17 protein-coding genes and 1 pseudogene are annotated in these 18,162 nt (G+C 33.3%); 17 read left to right on the top strand and 1 reads right to left on the bottom strand.

The genetic code is table 11. The features are described 5' to 3' along the window. The first annotated feature begins 263 nt into the window (after nucleotides 1–263). The 16 genes and pseudogenes from BM319_RS17300 (at nucleotide 264) to BM319_RS17225 (ending at nucleotide 14,817) form a co-directional block, all read left to right on the top strand. The gene (locus BM319_RS17300) at nucleotides 264–1,142 is read left to right on the top strand and encodes a LysR family transcriptional regulator (protein ID WP_091023995.1); all 879 of its coding nucleotides are present in this window, start codon (nucleotides 264–266) and stop codon (nucleotides 1,140–1,142) included. A gap of 258 nt (nucleotides 1,143–1,400) precedes the next feature. Continuing rightward, complete coding sequence (gene ssuE, locus BM319_RS17295) at nucleotides 1,401–1,946, top strand: NADPH-dependent FMN reductase (protein ID WP_091023822.1); 546 nt, start codon at nucleotides 1,401–1,403, stop codon at nucleotides 1,944–1,946. 29 nt (nucleotides 1,947–1,975) lie between these two features. Next, complete coding sequence (locus BM319_RS17290) at nucleotides 1,976–2,791, top strand: transporter substrate-binding domain-containing protein (protein WP_091023821.1); 816 nt, start codon at nucleotides 1,976–1,978, stop codon at nucleotides 2,789–2,791. A gap of 25 nt (nucleotides 2,792–2,816) precedes the next feature. After that, nucleotides 2,817–3,599, top strand: a complete 783-nt coding sequence (locus tag BM319_RS17285; protein WP_091023820.1) for an amino acid ABC transporter permease — start codon at nucleotides 2,817–2,819, stop codon at nucleotides 3,597–3,599. Beyond that, a complete protein-coding gene (locus BM319_RS17280; RefSeq protein ID WP_091023819.1) occupies nucleotides 3,596–4,306 on the top strand; it encodes an amino acid ABC transporter permease in 711 nt (236 codons plus the stop codon). The genes BM319_RS17285 and BM319_RS17280 overlap by 4 nt, the downstream gene beginning before the upstream one ends. Then, nucleotides 4,303–5,055, top strand: coding sequence for an amino acid ABC transporter ATP-binding protein (locus tag BM319_RS17275; RefSeq protein WP_025569200.1), 753 nt, complete (start codon nucleotides 4,303–4,305; stop codon nucleotides 5,053–5,055). Before BM319_RS17280 ends, BM319_RS17275 begins: the two co-directional genes overlap by 4 nt. Nucleotides 5,056–5,073: 18 nt before the next feature. Continuing rightward, on the top strand, nucleotides 5,074–6,084 hold the full coding sequence (locus BM319_RS17270) for an LLM class flavin-dependent oxidoreductase (protein WP_091023818.1): 1,011 nt from the start codon (nucleotides 5,074–5,076) through the stop codon (nucleotides 6,082–6,084). A gap of 24 nt (nucleotides 6,085–6,108) precedes the next feature. After that, the gene (locus BM319_RS17265) at nucleotides 6,109–7,275 is read left to right on the top strand and encodes an amidohydrolase (protein ID WP_091023817.1); all 1,167 of its coding nucleotides are present in this window, start codon (nucleotides 6,109–6,111) and stop codon (nucleotides 7,273–7,275) included. Between the two features lie 10 nt (nucleotides 7,276–7,285). Beyond that, nucleotides 7,286–7,759: a DinB family protein gene (locus tag BM319_RS17260; RefSeq protein WP_091023816.1), complete on the top strand. Its 474-nt coding sequence runs from the start codon at nucleotides 7,286–7,288 to the stop codon at nucleotides 7,757–7,759. Between the two features lie 16 nt (nucleotides 7,760–7,775). Continuing rightward, entirely contained in the window at nucleotides 7,776–8,309 is a 534-nt protein-coding gene (locus BM319_RS17255) for a GNAT family N-acetyltransferase (RefSeq protein ID WP_091023815.1), read from the top strand. A gap of 14 nt (nucleotides 8,310–8,323) precedes the next feature. Further along, entirely contained in the window at nucleotides 8,324–9,652 is a 1,329-nt protein-coding gene (locus BM319_RS17250; protein ID WP_069032825.1) for an LLM class flavin-dependent oxidoreductase, read from the top strand. A gap of 129 nt (nucleotides 9,653–9,781) precedes the next feature. Continuing rightward, nucleotides 9,782–10,063, top strand: a complete 282-nt coding sequence (locus tag BM319_RS17245) for a hypothetical protein (protein ID WP_091023814.1) — start codon at nucleotides 9,782–9,784, stop codon at nucleotides 10,061–10,063. Nucleotides 10,064–10,386: 323 nt separating this feature from the next. Beyond that, entirely contained in the window at nucleotides 10,387–11,058 is a 672-nt protein-coding gene (locus BM319_RS17240; RefSeq protein WP_091023813.1) for a response regulator transcription factor, read from the top strand. Nucleotides 11,059–11,066: 8 nt separating this feature from the next. Then, nucleotides 11,067–12,302 (top strand): sensor histidine kinase, encoded by a 1,236-nt coding sequence (locus BM319_RS17235; protein ID WP_069032828.1) that lies wholly within the window; start codon nucleotides 11,067–11,069, stop codon nucleotides 12,300–12,302. Between the two features lie 477 nt (nucleotides 12,303–12,779). Further along, nucleotides 12,780–13,022, top strand: a pseudogene (locus BM319_RS17230) (glycerol kinase); the annotation flags it as partial. A gap of 148 nt (nucleotides 13,023–13,170) precedes the next feature. After that, on the top strand, nucleotides 13,171–14,817 hold the full coding sequence (locus BM319_RS17225; RefSeq protein ID WP_091023812.1) for a glycerol-3-phosphate dehydrogenase/oxidase: 1,647 nt from the start codon (nucleotides 13,171–13,173) through the stop codon (nucleotides 14,815–14,817). A gap of 79 nt (nucleotides 14,818–14,896) precedes the next feature. Here the strand turns inward: BM319_RS17225 and BM319_RS17220 are convergent, their stop codons facing one another. Further along, a complete protein-coding gene (locus BM319_RS17220; protein ID WP_091023811.1) occupies nucleotides 14,897–15,478 on the bottom strand; it encodes a DNA-3-methyladenine glycosylase in 582 nt (193 codons plus the stop codon). A 218-nt stretch (nucleotides 15,479–15,696) separates the two neighbouring features. Between BM319_RS17220 and BM319_RS17215 the strand changes: the two genes are divergently transcribed. Next, nucleotides 15,697–18,084: an immune inhibitor A domain-containing protein gene (locus tag BM319_RS17215; protein WP_069032831.1), complete on the top strand. Its 2,388-nt coding sequence runs from the start codon at nucleotides 15,697–15,699 to the stop codon at nucleotides 18,082–18,084. Nucleotides 18,085–18,162: the final 78 nt, after the last annotated feature.

Genomic DNA, 18,162 nt, shown 5'->3' with positions numbered 1-18,162 from the left:
CTTAAATAGTTTTATATAATTTTGTAAAATAAACTTTCATTTTAGAAAAATGTATAATCAACTATTTAGAATGTAGTAAATAAAAAAGGATTTTATGAAGCTTCAAAGAATATTTAAAGATTAAAATATAAAAATAATATTTTCTAATAGACTTCCTTAATGATAATTTTTTAAAAAAATAAGTAGTAAGATTAAATCCCAAATTGAATAAAGATGAATAGTTAATGTATATAACTAAACTGTTATTTAAGGATGTGAAAGAAATTAATATTGAAAATATAGAAGCGTTCATCCATGTAATTCACTATGGTAGCTTTAACAAAGCTGCAGAATCACTTTTTCTATCACAACCAACTGTTACAGCTAGAATTCAATCTTTAGAAAGAGAATTAAATTGCCAGCTTTTTCACCGTTCCGGTAAACAAGTTAATATAACAGAAGAGGGGAAGCGCTTCTTACCGTATGCTCAACAATTAGTTCATATTTACGAAAAAGGGAAGATGCACGTTAATCAAAAAAAATCACACAATAATGAATTGAAAATTGGCTGCACTGTTTCGGTTTCAAACTATGTTATTTCAGAAGTTTTGCCAAAACTTTCGGTAAGAAATGAAGATTTACATTATAAAGTTATTACGGGTAAGAGTGATGAATTAATTAGTAAAGTGTTAAATAATGAAATTGATATAGGTTTTGTTCGGAAAACTAGTCACCCTAGCTTACAATCAATTAAATTATTTGAAGATCCAATTACGCTTTATGTTTATAAAGACCATCCGTTTATTTCAAAAAAATCGATCACAATTCAAGATATCGCTCAGGAAAATCTTATTTTCTTTGAATGCGGTTCATTAGATTGGCTTAGAATTCATCGTTTATTTGAAAATCTAGAGGCTCCTCCAAATATTAGGATTCATACTGATAGTTCGGAGATGGCAAAAAAACTTATTATAGAACAATTTGGAATTGCTTTCTTGCCTAGTATCAGTGTGAAAAAAGAAGCTAAAGAAGGAATACTATTTCCAATACATATTGAAGAAACAAAGGGAATTTTTCTGCAAACAAATATTTTCTGTAATCGTGGAGAGTATACAGATTTAATGAATGAAATAGTTGAATTAAGCAAAGAGTTGGTGAAATAGCCAACTCTTTTTTCTTTTTTAACAAGCTAAAAATATAACCAAATATAAGAATTTGGGGGTATCCTCAATTGACAATCAACTAGATTGTGCTTAAGGGATCAATAAAATTAATGAGCTAATTCAAATATTTAATAAAACGATAGAAAAGTTCTATTGGAAATTACGTTGACTAAATATTCTGTCAGTGATAAAGTTTATAACAATTAATTCCTAGTTAACCTATAAGGAATGTTGGTTTTTTAAAAAGGGGGGAACACGTTGAAGGATATTGTCATTATCTCTGCTAGCTCATCACCAAACTCAAGATTGAATGGCATACTCCAATTTGTAAAAGAAAAGTGGACTAATGAAGGTATTAAAGTATGCCAAGTAAATATTGGGGATTTGCCAACAGAAGCTTTAATTAAGAGCGATTTTAGTAATGAAGAAATTAAAGAAGCCCTTAATAAAATTGAGAATTCGATCGGGGTTGTTATTGCAGGACCAGTCTATAAGGCCTCCTATTCAGGTTTATTAAAAATATTTTTAGACTTAATTCCTCAGAATGGCTTGAAAAATAAAGTTGTCCTTCCTGTCTTCATCGGTGGTACAATTGCCCATTTACTCAGTTTAGATTATGCATTAAAACCAGTTCTCTCTGTTCTTGGGGGAAATCATTTTGTTACTGGTGTTTATGCAATTGATGATTGGGTAATAAGAGATTATCAAAATTATTTTTCATTATCTAATGAATTAACAGAGAGATTAAATAAAGCAGCTGAAGAATTATCAGAAGAGTTAATTTGGCTAGCAGTAAGACCCTAAAAAAATTATTCAGAAATGAGGAAATGGGAATGAAAAAGTTTGTGATTACATTTGTATCCTTGGCAGTCGTAGTTTTAATCATTACATTTGCTTTAAAAAATAAAGATAAAGAGGCAGCAACAGCTACTGATTCAAAAGTTCAAAGAATTGTTGTAGGTACTGGTACACAATTTCCTAATGTGTGCTTTATCGATAAAGATGGAAATTTAACTGGTTTTGATGTTGAACTTGTAAAAGAAATTGATAAAAGATTGCCAGAATACAAGTTTGATTTAAAAACATATGAATTTTCGAGCTTATTGTTAAGTCTAGAAACTAAGAAAATAGATTTTGTTGCTCATGAAATTGAAAAAAATCCAGAGAGGGAAGAGAAGTATTTATTTAACAAAGAAGCTTATGCGCATTGGAAAAATAAAATAGTTGTTGCAAAAGGGAATAATTCAATTCAATCAATTGATGACTTAAAAGGCAAAAAGGTATTAACATCCGCTACAAGTGCAGAAGCACAAATTCTTGAAAACTATAATAAAGAGCATAATAACGCTATTAAAATTGTTTATCAGAATGGTGGAGCAAATGATACTGTACAGCAAATTACTTCAGGGCGTGTAGATGCTACAGTTGCTGCAGATTTTACCTTATCTTTGATTGATCCAAAAGGTGAATTGAAAACAGTAGGGTCAGCTTTGACTGAGGCTGATGTATTATTTGCCTTTAGAAAAAATGATACAAAAGATCAAAAATTAGCAGATGCAATTGACGAAGCACTATTAAAAATAAAAGCAGATGGAACACTTGCTAACTTAAGCAAAAAGTGGTTAGGTGCTGATTTTACAGAAAATTAAAGCTAAAACCAAAGGGTGAGAAGGAATGGGTGCTGATTTTAAAGCTGGATTGATCTTTGAATATTTTATTAAATTACTACCTTTTATAAAGATTTCGTTAATCATTGTAGGGAGTTCTATTTTAGTAGGGTTAGGTTTTGGCTTACTTGTAGCCTTACCTAGAATGTATAAGGTACCAATTTTTCAAAGAATTTCGCAAATATATGTTTCATTTTTTAGAGGAACTCCAATTTTAATTCAATTATTTTTAATTTATTATGGCGTACCTGAGCTATTAAAACTAGTAGATGTAGATGTTAGTAGAATTGATGTTTTATATTTTGTCATTTTAACATACGGATTACACAGTGCGGCTTTTATTTCAGAAGGTATTCGTGCATCAGTTAGTGCTGTAGATAGAGGGCAAATTGAAGCAGCTTATTCTGTTGGAATGGACGGATATCAGGCTTTTAAGAGAATCCTAGCACCACAAGCATTCGCTATATGGATCCCTATTTTAGGAAACTTATTAATAGGAACACTAAAAGATACATCATTAGCATTTACTCTCGGGGTAATAGAGTTAACAGGGCAATCACAAACATTAGGTTTACTAAATCGTCATTTTATTGAATCCTATCTTGCACTTGCTCTCGTTTATTTTATTTTAAGTGCCTTTCTTGAAAAAGGATTTATCTTATTAGAAAACCGGTTTGGAAAATATGAAAGAACAAGTGTTGAAAAGAAAGAAAAAACTTTTAAAATCCGTAACTTATTTGGAAAAATGAATCGCGATGTCGTTGTTGTGAAAGAGGGTACGAGATTATGAAACTAGATTTCTCATTTATTTGGGAGGCATTAGTACAAATACTACCTGCAATTCCAACTACACTGATCATAACTTTTTTGTCAGTCCTTATTGGATTTGTAATAGGAACTTATACGGCTATTGTTCGTATTTATAAGGTTCCAATATTAAGTCAGGCAGCATCTAGTTACGTTACGATTATTCGAGGAACACCGATGATTACACACTTGTTAATTATTTATTATTCAATCTCAATGCTATTAGATTCACTTTCTAAACATTATCATTTTGCTTTTAATTCATCATCAATTCCTATGACAGCTTTTGCAATTATTTCCTTTTCTATTACAGCAGGTGCGTATTTATCTGAAGTGGTTAGAGCTGGAATTACAAATATCGATCGAGGACAAATTGAAGCTGCTTATTCGGTTGGTATGACAACAACACAAGCACTAAGAAGAATTGTATTTCCACAAGCCTTCGCTGTAAGTTTACCAAATTTATCAAATACATTTATTGGAATGCTGCATGGATCAACTTTGGCATTTATTGTTTCTGTTGTAGATATAAACGCAAAGGCACAAATTGTAGCTTCTACAAATTGGAAGTTTTTTGAGGCATATATTGCAGCAGCACTAATATTCTGGGGAATTACATTAGTCATTGAAAGAATGACGAGTTTATTAGAGAAGAGATTTAGCGTCTTTAGTCGAGGGGGAGTGAAATGATTACTTTAACGAATGTAACAAAGTCCTTTGGAAAAAATCATGTCTTAAAAGGTATAGATTTAACTGTTAATAAAGGCGAAGTCGTCGCAATTCTAGGTCCTAGTGGATCAGGAAAAACAACTTTACTTCGTTGTATAAATTATTTAGAAAAACCAAATAAAGGAAAAATTACAATAGACGATTTTAAAGTAGATTTTAGTCAAGCTTCAAAAACCGAAATTCTTTCATTGCGCCAGAAAACAGCTATGGTATTCCAACAATTTAACTTATTTAAAAATAAAACAGTAGTTGAAAATGTAATGGAAGGATTAGTAGTAGCTAAAAAATGGTCCAAGGAAGCAGCATACAAAAAAAGCGCTGAATTACTTGAGAAAGTAGGCTTAGGAAACAAGTTAGATTCTTACCCTCTACAGTTATCCGGCGGACAGCAACAAAGAGTTGGAATTGCTCGGGCGCTTGCTTTAAATCCAGAGGTCATTTTATTCGACGAACCAACCTCTGCTTTAGATCCTGAATTAGTAGGTGAAGTACTAGCGATTATACGAAAAATAGCAAAAGAAGGAATTACAATGATTATCGTCACACATGAAATGGCATTTGCTAGGGATGTTGCTAATCATGTTGTGTTTATGGACGGCGGCATAATTGTTGAAGAAGGGAATCCAAAGACTATCTTTCAATCACCTAAAGAAGAAAGAACAATTCAGTTTTTAAAACGATTTTCAGAGGAAGACATGTACTATATTTAAAAAAATGGAGGAAAGAATATGGGACTTAAATATGGATTCTTAGATCAAAGTATTATTTTTCCTGGTCAAACTGCAAATGAAGTACTTATAAACACTATAAATCTAGCAAAAGAAGCTGAAAGATTAGGATTTAATCGATTTTGGGTATCAGAGCACCACAATTCACAAGGAATTGCTGGATCATCTCCAGAAGTGCTTGTTTCACATATTCTTGCTAAAACTGAACGAATTTCTGTTGGTTCAGGTGGGGTAATGTTACAGCATTATAGTCCGTATAAAGTAGCAGAAAACTTTAATGTATTAGCTAATTTGTCACCAAGTAGAGTAGAACTTGGCATAGGAAGAGCACCGGGCGGATTTCCAAAATCTAGCCAAGAACTCCAAAAAAGCTTGAAAGAACCTCAATCTCTTGAAGAGAAAATTGATGAACTAGAAAATTTTTTATATCAGGATGCATCAGAAGTAAGTTCGTTTGATTCTTTACATGCTTCTCCATTACCACAGATTAGAGTTCCGCTATTTTTATTAGGAACAAGTGTATCAAGTGCTAAATTTGCGGCTAAAAAGGGCTATCCATATGCATTTGCATTATTCATAAATAATGACCCAGTGGCAGCAAAGGAAGCAATCAAGGCTTATAATAATTCCTTTAATCATCAAAGTGGTAGAAAACCAAAGTTTATTATAGCCTTGTCTACGATTGTAACTGAAACGAAAGAGGAAGCACTAAAATTATCAGATCAATTACAAACTGTGCGAGTTACATTAGGGAATGGGCAAATTGTAAATGTCGGCACGCTTGAGCAAGCAGAGATTTACGCTAAACAAGCTGGCCAAACCTATACTACAGAAGTTCGAGAGGCAGACGTTCTTAAGGGAACAAAAGAAACTTTTCAAAAAAGGGTTTTTGAATATCAAAATGAATTCGGTATTGATGAATTTATTTTTACATCATTAATTCCAGATTTTGAAAGAAGAGTTCGCTCACTTCAATTAATTAAAGAGGCTTTTACAGAAATAACAGTTTGACTTAACAGTTTAGGAGTTGAAACCATGAAATTTGAAATATCTGATGCGCTACTTGAAAAGCTAATTCAAATAAGAAGGAGTTTACATGCAATTCCAGAGTTAGCGTTTGAAGAATATGAAACAACAGCGACACTTGTTCAACTTTTAACAGAGTATAACATACAAATCCTAACTTTACCGTTAAAAACTGGTCTTGTTGCAGAAATCGGTGATGATCGCAAAGGTCCTACAATCGCAATTAGGGCAGACATTGATGCACTTCCAATTCAGGAGGAAACAGGATTACCTTTTTCATCAAAAAATCCGAATAAGATGCACGCTTGTGGACATGATTTTCATACAGTTGCAATCTTAGGTACAGCCATTTTATTGAAGGAAATTGAGAGTGAGCTGCCGGGAAAAGTACAGATTATATTTCAACCTGCAGAAGAAATTGGAAAAGGTGCATTAGAAATTATTAAAACAAATGTATTAAAGGATACAAAAGTGATTATTGGTATGCATAATAAACCTGATTTAACAGTTGGAACCATTGGGATAAAATCAGGTCCTTTAATGGCAGCTGCTGACGGATTTACTGTTGAAATAAATGGGAAATCGAGCCATGCAGCGGTACCGGAGGCTGGGCTAGATTCAATTCTTACTGCATCCCATATTGTTACGTCGCTTCAATCGATTGTGAGCCGTAATATTAGTCCACTTGAAAATGCAGTTGTAAGTGTAACAAAATTCTATAGTGGGAAAGCATCAAATGTGATCGCTGACAAAGCGGTTTTTAGTGGGACGGTTCGTACTTTTAAGAATGAAGTCAGACAGACCATTCAAAATCGATTAAATGAAATTAGTAAGTCTGTTGGTGTTGCTTTTAAAACAGATGTTCATACAAATTGGAATCCTGGTCCACCCCCTGTTGTTAATGATGAAAAATTAGCACGAATTGCAAGAGATGTAGCAACTAAACAAGACTTACGTGTAATTGAACCGTCTGTATCTGCAGCAAGTGAAGATTTTTCCTATTATTTAGAAGAGATTCCAGGTTTATTCGTATTTTTTGGAACTTCAGGAAGATATGAGTGGCATCATCCTAAATTTGATCTTGATGAAAAAGCAATCCCGTTAAGTATAAGATTTTTTACAGATTTTTCTATCACAATACTGAATGAACTTTCAAAAAGTGTAGTCAAAATATAGGAGGACATACATGAGTACTTTATCAATTGAAATAAGTGAATTTAATCAACTTTATGATTTACTATCGCAAAAAACTTTCAATCTTTCAAAAGAGAAACTGCATTGGAAGAAAAATGAAAGATCGTGGAGTATTTTAGAAGTGCTAACTCATTTAGTAGATCATGCATTTGTAGTGAACTTTCGACTAAGGGAAGTTTTAGCTGGATCAAGTGTTCAATTACCTGCTTTTAATCAAGATAAATGGATTGCAGGGCAATATGCAAACGATGGAAATATTGCAGATGTACTAGAAACATACCGTGTTATTTTATATTACAATAGTCAATTGCTTAAAAGACTAACAAGTGATGATTGGAAGAAGAGCGGAATAAACCCTCAAAATGCAATCGTTACAGTTGAAGACATAATTAAATCTTTTATGTCACATGTTCATCTTCATTTAAAACAAATACAACGTATTTTGTATGAATACAGCTTAGTTTAATTAGAGGAGGTAGGCTATGTCTTCAAATCGTTTAATTATTAGAGAGTCCCAACCAAATGAAATAGATAAAATAAAAAAAGTGTTAATCGATGCATATGAACAATATGCTGCTATTCTTTCAAAAGAACAATGGGAAAACTATAAAAATAGTATTATTGATGCAACTGATAACAGCCACACTAAGACAAAGCTTGTTGCGATTGTCGATAATGTTCTATTAGGTGCATGTTTTATCTATGACTCTGCTGAAAAAGCATATGGATTACCTGAGTTAGAGATTAATTACCCTATTATTCGCTTAATAGGTGTTTCCCCTAAAGCAAGAGGATTAGGGATTGCAACAGAATTAATAAAAGCAAGCTGCAATCTTTCATTAGAGTGGGGATCTGAACGAATCGTTCTTCACACATCAGATATGATGGAATCTGCCATAAAGTTATATGAAAAAATAGGGTTTAAACGGGCTAAACAATATGAGTTTATGAATGGAAATATATTCGTTAAGAGCTACGAACTTAATATTAAAGATACGGCAATATTAGCGAATTAATGGAGGGGAAAAAAATGACAGAAAGAAAAAAACTAAAGCTTGGAGCACTAGTTCATGGAGTAGGAGGCAGTATGTCTGGCTGGCGTCATCCAGAGGTTCAAACGGACGCAAGTGTAAATTTTTCCTATTACCAAGAGCAAGTGAAATTAGCTGAGAATGGAAAATTTGATTTAGTTTTTATTGCAGATGGATTATATATAACAGAAAAGTCGATACCACATTTTTTAAATCGCTTTGAACCAATTACCATCTTATCGGCATTAGCAGGAGTAACAAAGAATATAGGCCTAGTTGGTACGCTCTCAACTACTTATAGTGAACCATTTACTGTAGCGAGACAATTCATGTCAATTGATCATATAAGTAATGGGCGTGCAGGATGGAATTTAGTTACTTCTCCACTTGAAGGCTCTGCTAAAAACTATAGTAAAAATGGTCACCCTTCACATGATGATCGATATAAAATTGCAGAAGAGCACTTAGAAATAACTAGAGGTTTATGGGATTCTTGGGAAGATGACGCGTTTGTTCGAGATAAAGAATCAGGTGTATTTTTTGATCCAAAAAAGCTACACAGATTAAATTATGAAGGGAAGTATTTTCAAGTAGAAGGTCCTCTTAATATCGGACGCTCTAAACAAGGTCAACCAGTAGTGTTTCAAGCTGGATCTTCAGAGAGCGGTAAGGAATTAGCTGCTAAAGCAGCTGACGCAGTGTTTACTGGTCATGATAATATAGAAGAAGCTAGGCAATTTTATAAAGATGTAAAGGATCGTGCAGTAGCATACGGCAGATCAAAAGATGATATTGTGATATTCCCTGGAATTGCTCCTATAGTTGGCCGTACGGAAGAAGAGGCAGAGCAAAAGTATTTAGATCTTGTTAATCTAACTAGTATTGAAAATGCCTTGGATTATTTAGGGCGATTTTTTGAGCACCATGACTTTTCTCAATATCCATTAGATGAGCCATTCCCAGACATCGGTGATTTAGGGAAAAATAGTTTTAGAAGTAATACTGATAAGATCAAGAAAGAAGCAAAAGAGAAAGGGCTAACACTTAGACAGGTAGCATTACAGGCTGCTACTCCTAGAAGTGCATTTATTGGCACACCTGAAAAAATTGCTAATCTAATTCAAGAGTGGTATGAACAAGAAGCAGCTGACGGTTTAATGATTTATTCTGCAATTCCAAGTGCATTAAAGGATTTCACTGAACAGGTCATTCCACTATTACAAGAAAGAGGAATCTATCGCAAAGAGTACGAATCTTCTACTTTGAGAGGTAATTTAGGCTTACAAATACCTAAAAATCGACATATTGCTAGTCTAGTTAAAAACTAACTTCTTAAAATTTGGAATCACCATAAAGGTGGTTCTTTTTTTACTATATGCTTCAGATAAGTTATTAAGTAAAAATTAAGGATTCTATTACATAATGTAATTAAACAATATAAAGGAGTGGGATTAGTGATGGAAGATTTAGAATCAAATTTAGTAGAAAAAAAACAAAAAGCGAATTTGAAGAACCGTTCAACTACGGGTGCGTTTTCGCCTAAAGTCATTTCTATTTTATTAGTTATCAATTTAGTAATTGGCATTTTTACGTTAATTGGAGTTGGTTATTTAAGTTATAAAAATAATAATCGAACGGAAATGATGAGAAACTTCCGAAATGGAGGAGGCTTCCCACAAAATGGTGGCGGAGGTTATTTCAATCAACAACCAGGAGGATCATCAGGTAGCAGCAATTAAGGAAAAGCCAGAGTTATTGCACATATTAAGGATGATAAAACTTACAAGCTATAATCGGTAAACATGAACAAGAAACAGATATACAATTACAATTTTTAATCGAATCATTCGTACTTAGCTTATTTGGTGGTATGATAAGTGTAAGCGTAATAAAACTGTATTCAATTATTATCATTACATTTTCTCTATTAGTTGGGGTGATTTTTTTAGAGACCCTGTAGAACTTCAAATATGAGACCAATTCAAGCAGTACGATTTGAATATATAAAGGGGAGCGTTGTTATACGATGAACGCTTTTTTTTAGTCTAATGGAGGCAAAAAAGTGAGAATTTTAGTTGTAGAGGATCATATAGAAGTTTTAAATTCAATCGTTGAATTATTATCAAATGATTTTAAAGTAGATAAGGCGTTAGAAGGGGAAGAAGGCTTTTTCTTAGCGATGCAAAACATATATGATGTGATTGTATTAGATGTAATGCTGCCTGAGAAAAATGGTTTTGAAATTGTTAAGGATTTGAGAAAAGTAGGGGTACATACACCAGTTCTTTTTCTAACTGCCAAAGATTCACTAGAAGATCGTGTTGAAGGATTAAACTTAGGAGCGGACGATTATTTAGTAAAACCATTTCAAGGGCCAGAGTTACTAGCAAGAATCTACGCTTTACTTAGAAGAAGTGGTAAATTAACAATTGATAGTTCATTGAAGTATCAAGGAATTATTTTAAAAGGAAAAGAGCATCCTGTTGAAATAAATAATGAATCGATTCATTTAACAATTAAACAATATGAGTTACTAGAATACTTCATTCAAAACCAAGGTAAGATTTTAATGAAAGAACAAATTTTTGATAGAATTTGGGGATTTGATTCTGATACTACTGTTGCAATCGTTGAAGTATATGTACATCAGCTCCGAAAAAAACTAGAACCATTTAATTATGGTAGTATGATTAAGACTGTCAGAGGAATCGGATATATTATGAAAGATGACTAGGTGAAGAGATGTTTAAGAAAACCAAAATTCGATTAACGATTATAAATTCAGTAGTATTTATCTTAATAATAGGAATCCTTTCATTAATTATTTATTCATATACAAATAATCGTTTATATAAAGAAGTTGATCAATCACTTTTATGGAATATTAATCGTATACAAAATAGTGATAATCCAAACCGTTTACCAATTTCAAATCGAGATCCACGCGTTTTAATGATCATGTGGGATGAAAATAAAAAATTAGTAAATCCCATGCCTGGTATGAATGCGATTATTTTACAAGATGAACTTAAGTATCCTACAAAAATAAACGAAATTTATAATGATAAAATCGGTGATATGAATTATCGAACGATCTCAATTCAAGGTGAAACAAATCGAGGGAAAATTACACTGCAAATATTACGTAATATCGACTCGGAAAAGGATTTAGTTGATACATTATTAATCATATTAATCGTTGGTTGGATTTTGGGAAGTGCATTATCAGTTGTAGCAGGGTATATTTTGGCTGGACGTGCCTTAGTACCAATAACAAATGCGTGGCAAAAACAACAAGAGTTCGTATCAGATGCTTCTCATGAAATTCGAACACCTTTAACTGTAATTCAGTCTCGTTTGGAGTTATTGCTCAGAGAGCCAGATGCAACAATCGAAGAAAAGGCACAAGACTTTTCAATTATGTTAAAAGAAAATAGGCGACTTTCCAAACTAGTAGCAAGCTTATTAACCTTAGCTAGATCAGATTCAGGGCAAATACAATTAAATAAAAAAATATTCTCCTTAAATGAATTGCTAGAAGAAGTTGTTTCACACTTCACTGAAATCATTTCATTTCAAAGTAAAGAAATATTTTTATCAATTAAAGATACGTATTTTTATTTTGGTGATCAAGAAAGAATTCACCAATTACTTGTGATTTTAATTGATAATGCAATGAAATTTACAAACGAAAATGATACGATTCAAATTAGCTGTAAACAGGTGAAAAATAACTTTCTAATTAAGGTTATAGATAGCGGAGTCGGAATTAAAGAAGAAAACCTTCCTCGAATATTTGACCGTTTCTTCCAGGAGGATGTTTCACGTACATCCAAAAATGGAATTGGACTTGGCTTATCAATTGCAAAATGGATTGTTGAAGAACATGGTGGGAAAATCAAAGTTCAAAGTGAAAAAGGAGAAGGGACTAGTTTTGAAGTATCTTTACCAATTATGACCTCTTCAAAAAACAGTTAAATGCCAAGCTATCGTAGCCACTTAAGAAAGTCATTTGGTGATTTCCCCAAGAAGATAAAGTATATTTCCGACATTATTTCCTAAGAAATAACGTTAAACTACAATAAATTAATTATAAAATAGATTTAATGAAGAATTTTATACTAAGTAAGAAAATCTACTATGATATTAGTAGGTTTTTTTATTTGGATAGGGAAGAAATAATCAAGAAAAAGCTGTCCTTAATAAATGAAATTAAGCTATTTGTAGTAAGAAAGGAATCATTATATGTTAAATAGAATATTTATTTAAGTGAATATAAGTATAATTTTTATTGGAAATGCGGGAAGCCTGAGACCCTGCAGGAACGAGGAGGCTTAAGTCGCGCCCCGTGGAAAGCGATTCTTGTAGTGGAAATCAACACAATTTATTCACAGAAATTAAGACAAAGATTATATAAAAATCTAGTTCCTATTTTTCCTTGACCTGTTTAGAGGGCTGAAGCAATTTCAAAGTGATATTTTAAATGTACCTGTCGAGCGGCCTTTAATAAATGAAACAACAGCCTTAGGTGCAGCTTATTTAGCTGGCTTAGCAGTCGGATTTTGGAAAAACCGAGAAGAAATAGCCGGACAATGGCAAATGGATCGATGCTTGGAACAACAAATGACAACTGAATTAAGTAATGAGCTATATTCAGGCTGGAAAAAAGCAGTTCATGCAACTTTAGCATTTAAATAAGTAAACGGCTTAACTATTTTTTAATTCGAAACTCTAGGACCTTTCTACATGCAGATGTAATTGTAGCGGTCCTTTTTCATTTTAAATTGATTTTTTTTGTGTCGCTTTTTTATGACAACTAGAAAATTTGTTGAAGTGAGGTTTTACAATGGACGAACAATTTTCAAGTTTAAATAGGAAAAGGATTAAGAAAACATTAGCTGAAAAAGAGTTCGATTTATTAGTGATTGGTGGAGGAATAACAGGTTGTGGTATTGCACTTGATGCTACTACTAGAGGGATGAGTACGGCCCTAGTTGAGATGCAGGATTTTGCATCGGGTACATCTAGTCGTTCTACTAAGCTAGTTCATGGTGGTTTACGATATTTAAAACAGTATGAATTTAAAATGGTAGCAGAGGTTGGCAAAGAACGTGCAATTGTTTATGAAATTGGTCCACATGTGACTACACCTGAAAGAATGCTACTTCCCATATATAAGGGTGGGACTTTTGGTAAGTTTACTACTTCTATTGGCCTTAGATTATATGACTACCTAGCTGGTGTAAAAAAAGATGAACGAAAGAAAATGTTAAATCGAAAAGAAACGATCGAAAAGGAGCCATTAATTAAAAGAGAGGGGCTTAAAGCTGGAGGATATTACGTTGAATATCGAACCGATGATGCTCGCCTTACAATAGAAGTTATAAAAAAAGCAGTTGAACACGGAGCACAGGCAATCAATTATGTAAAAGTGACAGATTTCATCTATGAAAATAATAGAATAGTAGGAGTCAAAGCAATCGATTTAATATCGAAAGTACCTTTTACAATTCGGGCAAAGAGGATTGTTAACGCAACCGGACCATGGGTTGACCAACTTAGGGAAATGGAACGATTAGAAAGTGATAAAAATCTTAGACTAACAAAAGGGGTTCATTTAGTAATTGATCATAAAAAGTTTCCTTTAAATCAGTCTGTCTATTTTGATACGGTGGACGGTCGGATGGTCTTTGCCATTCCAAGAGATGGAAAGACTTATATTGGTACAACAGATACTTTTTTTGATCGAGATACCGCTAATCCAAAAGTAAGTAATGATGATAGGGAATATATATTAAATTGCGTTCAGTATATGTTTCCAACAATAAAGCTGGAAGATACTGACGTTGAATCAAGTTGGGCTGGCATTCGTCCTTTAATTTTGGAAGAAGGTAAGGATCCTTCTGAAATCTCAAGAAAGGATGAGATTTGGGAATCATCCTCTGGGTTAATTTCAATAGCTGGGGGAAAGTTAACAGGCTACCGGAAAATGGCAGAGACAATTGTAGACCTTATTACAAAAGATAAAGAAAATAGATTTAAAGAATGTCAGACTAAAACTTTACCAATATCCGGTGGCGATGTTGGGGGATCAAAAGGTTTTAATTATTTTAAAAAACGATTTTCATCTGCTGGTATTGCAATTGGATTAAATGAATCGGAATATAAAAGATTAAGTAAAATATACGGATCGAATATAGAACATTTAATGAATATATCATTTAGTGAATTGAAAAATGATTCTAATCTACCACTATCATTATTTTTACAATTAGAATATGGAATTCAAAACGAAATGATTGTAAAGCCAGTCGACTTTTTTATTAGGAGAACTGGATTTTTATATTTTCAAATTGATCTAGTTAATAAGTATAAAGACGAAGTGATTCGTTATATGGCGAATAGATTAAGCTGGAATAAGTACCAAATTTTAGAATATCGTTTGGAATTGGAAGAGCAAATAAAAAATGCAGTTTCTTCATCTGATGAATGATGTTTAAAATAGGTTCCGAAATTAAGAATACCCAGACTGTTTGAAAGCGAGAATTCGTCAACAGCCTGGGTATTTTTTATTATCTTGAAACAAATTTATTTTCCGTAATCCAAAATCTCCATGGATAGTCCCGCGCTTCACCGGTATTTTCAATACCGATTCTAGGTCCACTACTAATATGTTCTGGTTTAATTCCTTCTTTGATGTAAACGGGAGGGAGCCAAATTGGTTTTCCATAAGATTCCATCGTAATATTCAATGCTTTTGTAAGCTTACCTGGTCCATTCGTTAAATTAGAAATGGGTTGATTTTTTCGAAATTCGATCATTTTTTCAATCCCGTCTACAGGTTCTAGTGCTCTAATTAATATTGCATTAGGAATGCCAACTTCCCCGCAAACAACATTTATTAAGGTATGAGTGTGCATTTGATAAGTATAGATGAATCCTGGCTCATGAAACATAATTTCTGTCCGTTTCGTACGTCGGTTTTGAAAACTATGTGCAGCACGATCATCTGGGCCCATATATGCCTCGGTCTCTACGATCATTCCAGAAAGTTCCAATTCATCAGTACGATGAACTAAGATACAGCCCAATAGCTCCTTTGCTAATTGTAAAGTTGGTTTTAAAAAGAAATCTTTTTTAATTGTCGAATTCATAATAAACTCCTCGAAATTTGATTAATAAAAAGAGAAAATGTATTTTCTTGTCACTGAAATAAGAATATGTACCTATTCCTAATGTTAAAAAAACATTAAAAATGGATTAAATAGATTAAGTAAATCATTAGAAATTATTCATAATTACTCATTGTACAATGCCCCTTAAGCTAGTACTATTTAATTTGTTGGAAGATTCTGAAAAGGGGTGTAGATTTATGGCAAGACCATCATACTGGAAGGTATTATCGAGTGTATCACTTGCTGCAGCATTAAGTATGTCCATTTTTTCAACTGGAGTTACTTCAAAAGCAGCAATTCCTACTGAAAGTGAAAGTAAGCAGTTAGTAGAAAGTCCTTATTTAGATTTAAACGTAGTGGATGAAGAAAGATTAGAAAAGGCTTTAAGAGACAGAGGCGTGATCAAAGATTCTGATAGTGCTGAAGTAGCTAAAGAAAAAGTACAAGCATACATAAAAGAAAAACAAGGTGAATATAAAGAGAAAGTACAAGCACAATCTCAGTCAGAAATTGCTGATAAACAAAGAGCAACATTAGAAAAACGAAAAGCTCAACTTTTATCACAATTAAATAAAGGACACGAAAACTATAAAAAAGGCAAACCAACTGGTGTAGTAAAAGTTGATTCTGCTAAACAGGCTAGCTATAACGGCGGAGTTCGTGAAGATAAGGTATTAGTAATTTTAACTGAATTCGCTGATTTCAAACATAACAATATTGATAAACAAAATGGGTACATGTACTCTGATGATTTCAGCAAAAAACATTACGAAGACATGCTTTTCGGAGATAAAGAATTTACTTTACACGATGGCTCTAAAGTAAAAACTTTTAAACAATTTTATGAAGAGCAATCTGGTGGGAGCTATACTGTTAAGGGTACAGTTACAAACTGGTTAACAGTTGCTGGTAATGCAGCTGATTATGGCGATGATAGCCCAACTGGTGGACATGATAACTTAGCACCAAAAGGTCCTCGTGATCTAGTTAAAGAATCACTACGTGCTGCAATTAATTCAGGTATTAATTTAGCTGATTTTGATGATCTAGATATTTATGACCTTGATGGCGATGGAAATATTAATGAGCCTGACGGATTAGTGGATCACTTAATGGTTCTTCATGCTGGAACTGGTCAAGAAGCTGGTGGCGGTAAATTAGGAGATAAAGCGATCTGGTCACATCGTTGGACTTTAAATGGAGTAACTACTTTCTCCGGAACAAAATCAAAATCTACAAATTGGAACGGATTGATGGCTGCATATGATTACACAATTGAGCCAGAAGATGGAGCAGTTGGTGTATTCGCTCATGAATTCGGTCATGATTTAGGATTACCAGATGAGTACGATACCGGGTACACTGGAAATGGTGAACCAGTTGCTTCTTGGTCAATCATGAGTGGTGGTAGTTGGAACGGTGCAATCGCAGGTACAACACCTACAAGTTTCTCACCACAAAACAAAGAGTACTTCCAAAAAACTTATGGTGGAAACTGGGCAAATATGACTGAAGTAGACTATAAGGATATTGATGAAAAAGGTATTGCTGCTATTATCGATCAAAGTGTTACTAAATCAAATAACCCAGGTGTGGTAAAAGTTAACTTACCAAAGAAAGAAGTAAAAAGTAAAATTCAACCTCAATTTGGTGCTAAGTATTACTTTAGTACAAAAGGTGATAACCTTCATACTACGATGACTTCACCAGTATTTAATTTAACAGCAGCTACAAATGCAAGCTTCGCTGTAAAAGCAAACTATGAAGTTGAATACAATTATGACTATCTGTATGTAAATGTATTAGATGCTGCAACAGGTGCTAAACTTGCAACAATTGATACGATTGGTGATGAAAATACTGCAGGTGGACTTGAAACATCTAAAGGACTTTGGGTAGATAAAGTTTATGACTTATCTGCATACAAAGGCAAAAATGTAAAAGTTCAATTTGAATATGTAACTGATGGTGGACTAGCTCCTGAAGGATTTGCTTTCGACGAAGCAAAATTAACTGTTGACGGTGCAGTTAAATTTACTGATGGTGCGGAAGGAACTCCAGCATTTACATTAGACAAAGCAACTGTATCAAATGGTACTGATTTTAAAGATCACTACTACTACTTAGAGTGGAGAAACTATGCTGGCTCTGATAAAGCATTAGAATATGCTCGTGGGGTTAAGTATAATACTGGTTTAGTAGTATGGTATGGTGATGATAGCTACACAGATAACTGGACAGGTGTTCACCCTGGTGAAGGTTTCTTAGGTGTTGTAGATGCTCATCCAGAAGCTATGGTTGGTACATTAAATGGTAAACCATCTGTATCACAAAGTACACGTTACCAAGTAGCTGACGCTGCTTTTAGTTACGACAAATCACCTGAATTCTATATTAATTCACCATCTCGTGGAATCTTTGACTATGATGGACTATCTGGTGTAACAGAATTCAATGATTCAAATAGTTACCAAAATACTTTAATTCCAGATGCAGGAAGAAAAGTACCTAACTACGGCTTAAAATTCCAAGTAATTGGAGAAGCAAAAGATAATTCAGCTGGTGCTGTTTGGATTCATAAGTAAGATAAAAGAATACGAGTCTGATATAAATTCAGACTCGTATTCTTTTTTTTGTTTTTATAGACTGCACCGAAAAATGAG

Origin of the sequence: Bacillus sp. UNCCL81 (genome assembly GCF_900112535.1) — a bacterium.
Taxonomy (GTDB): domain Bacteria; phylum Bacillota; class Bacilli; order Bacillales; family Bacillaceae_G; genus Gottfriedia; species Gottfriedia luciferensis_B.
This window is presented reverse-complemented; position numbering and strand designations above follow the sequence as displayed.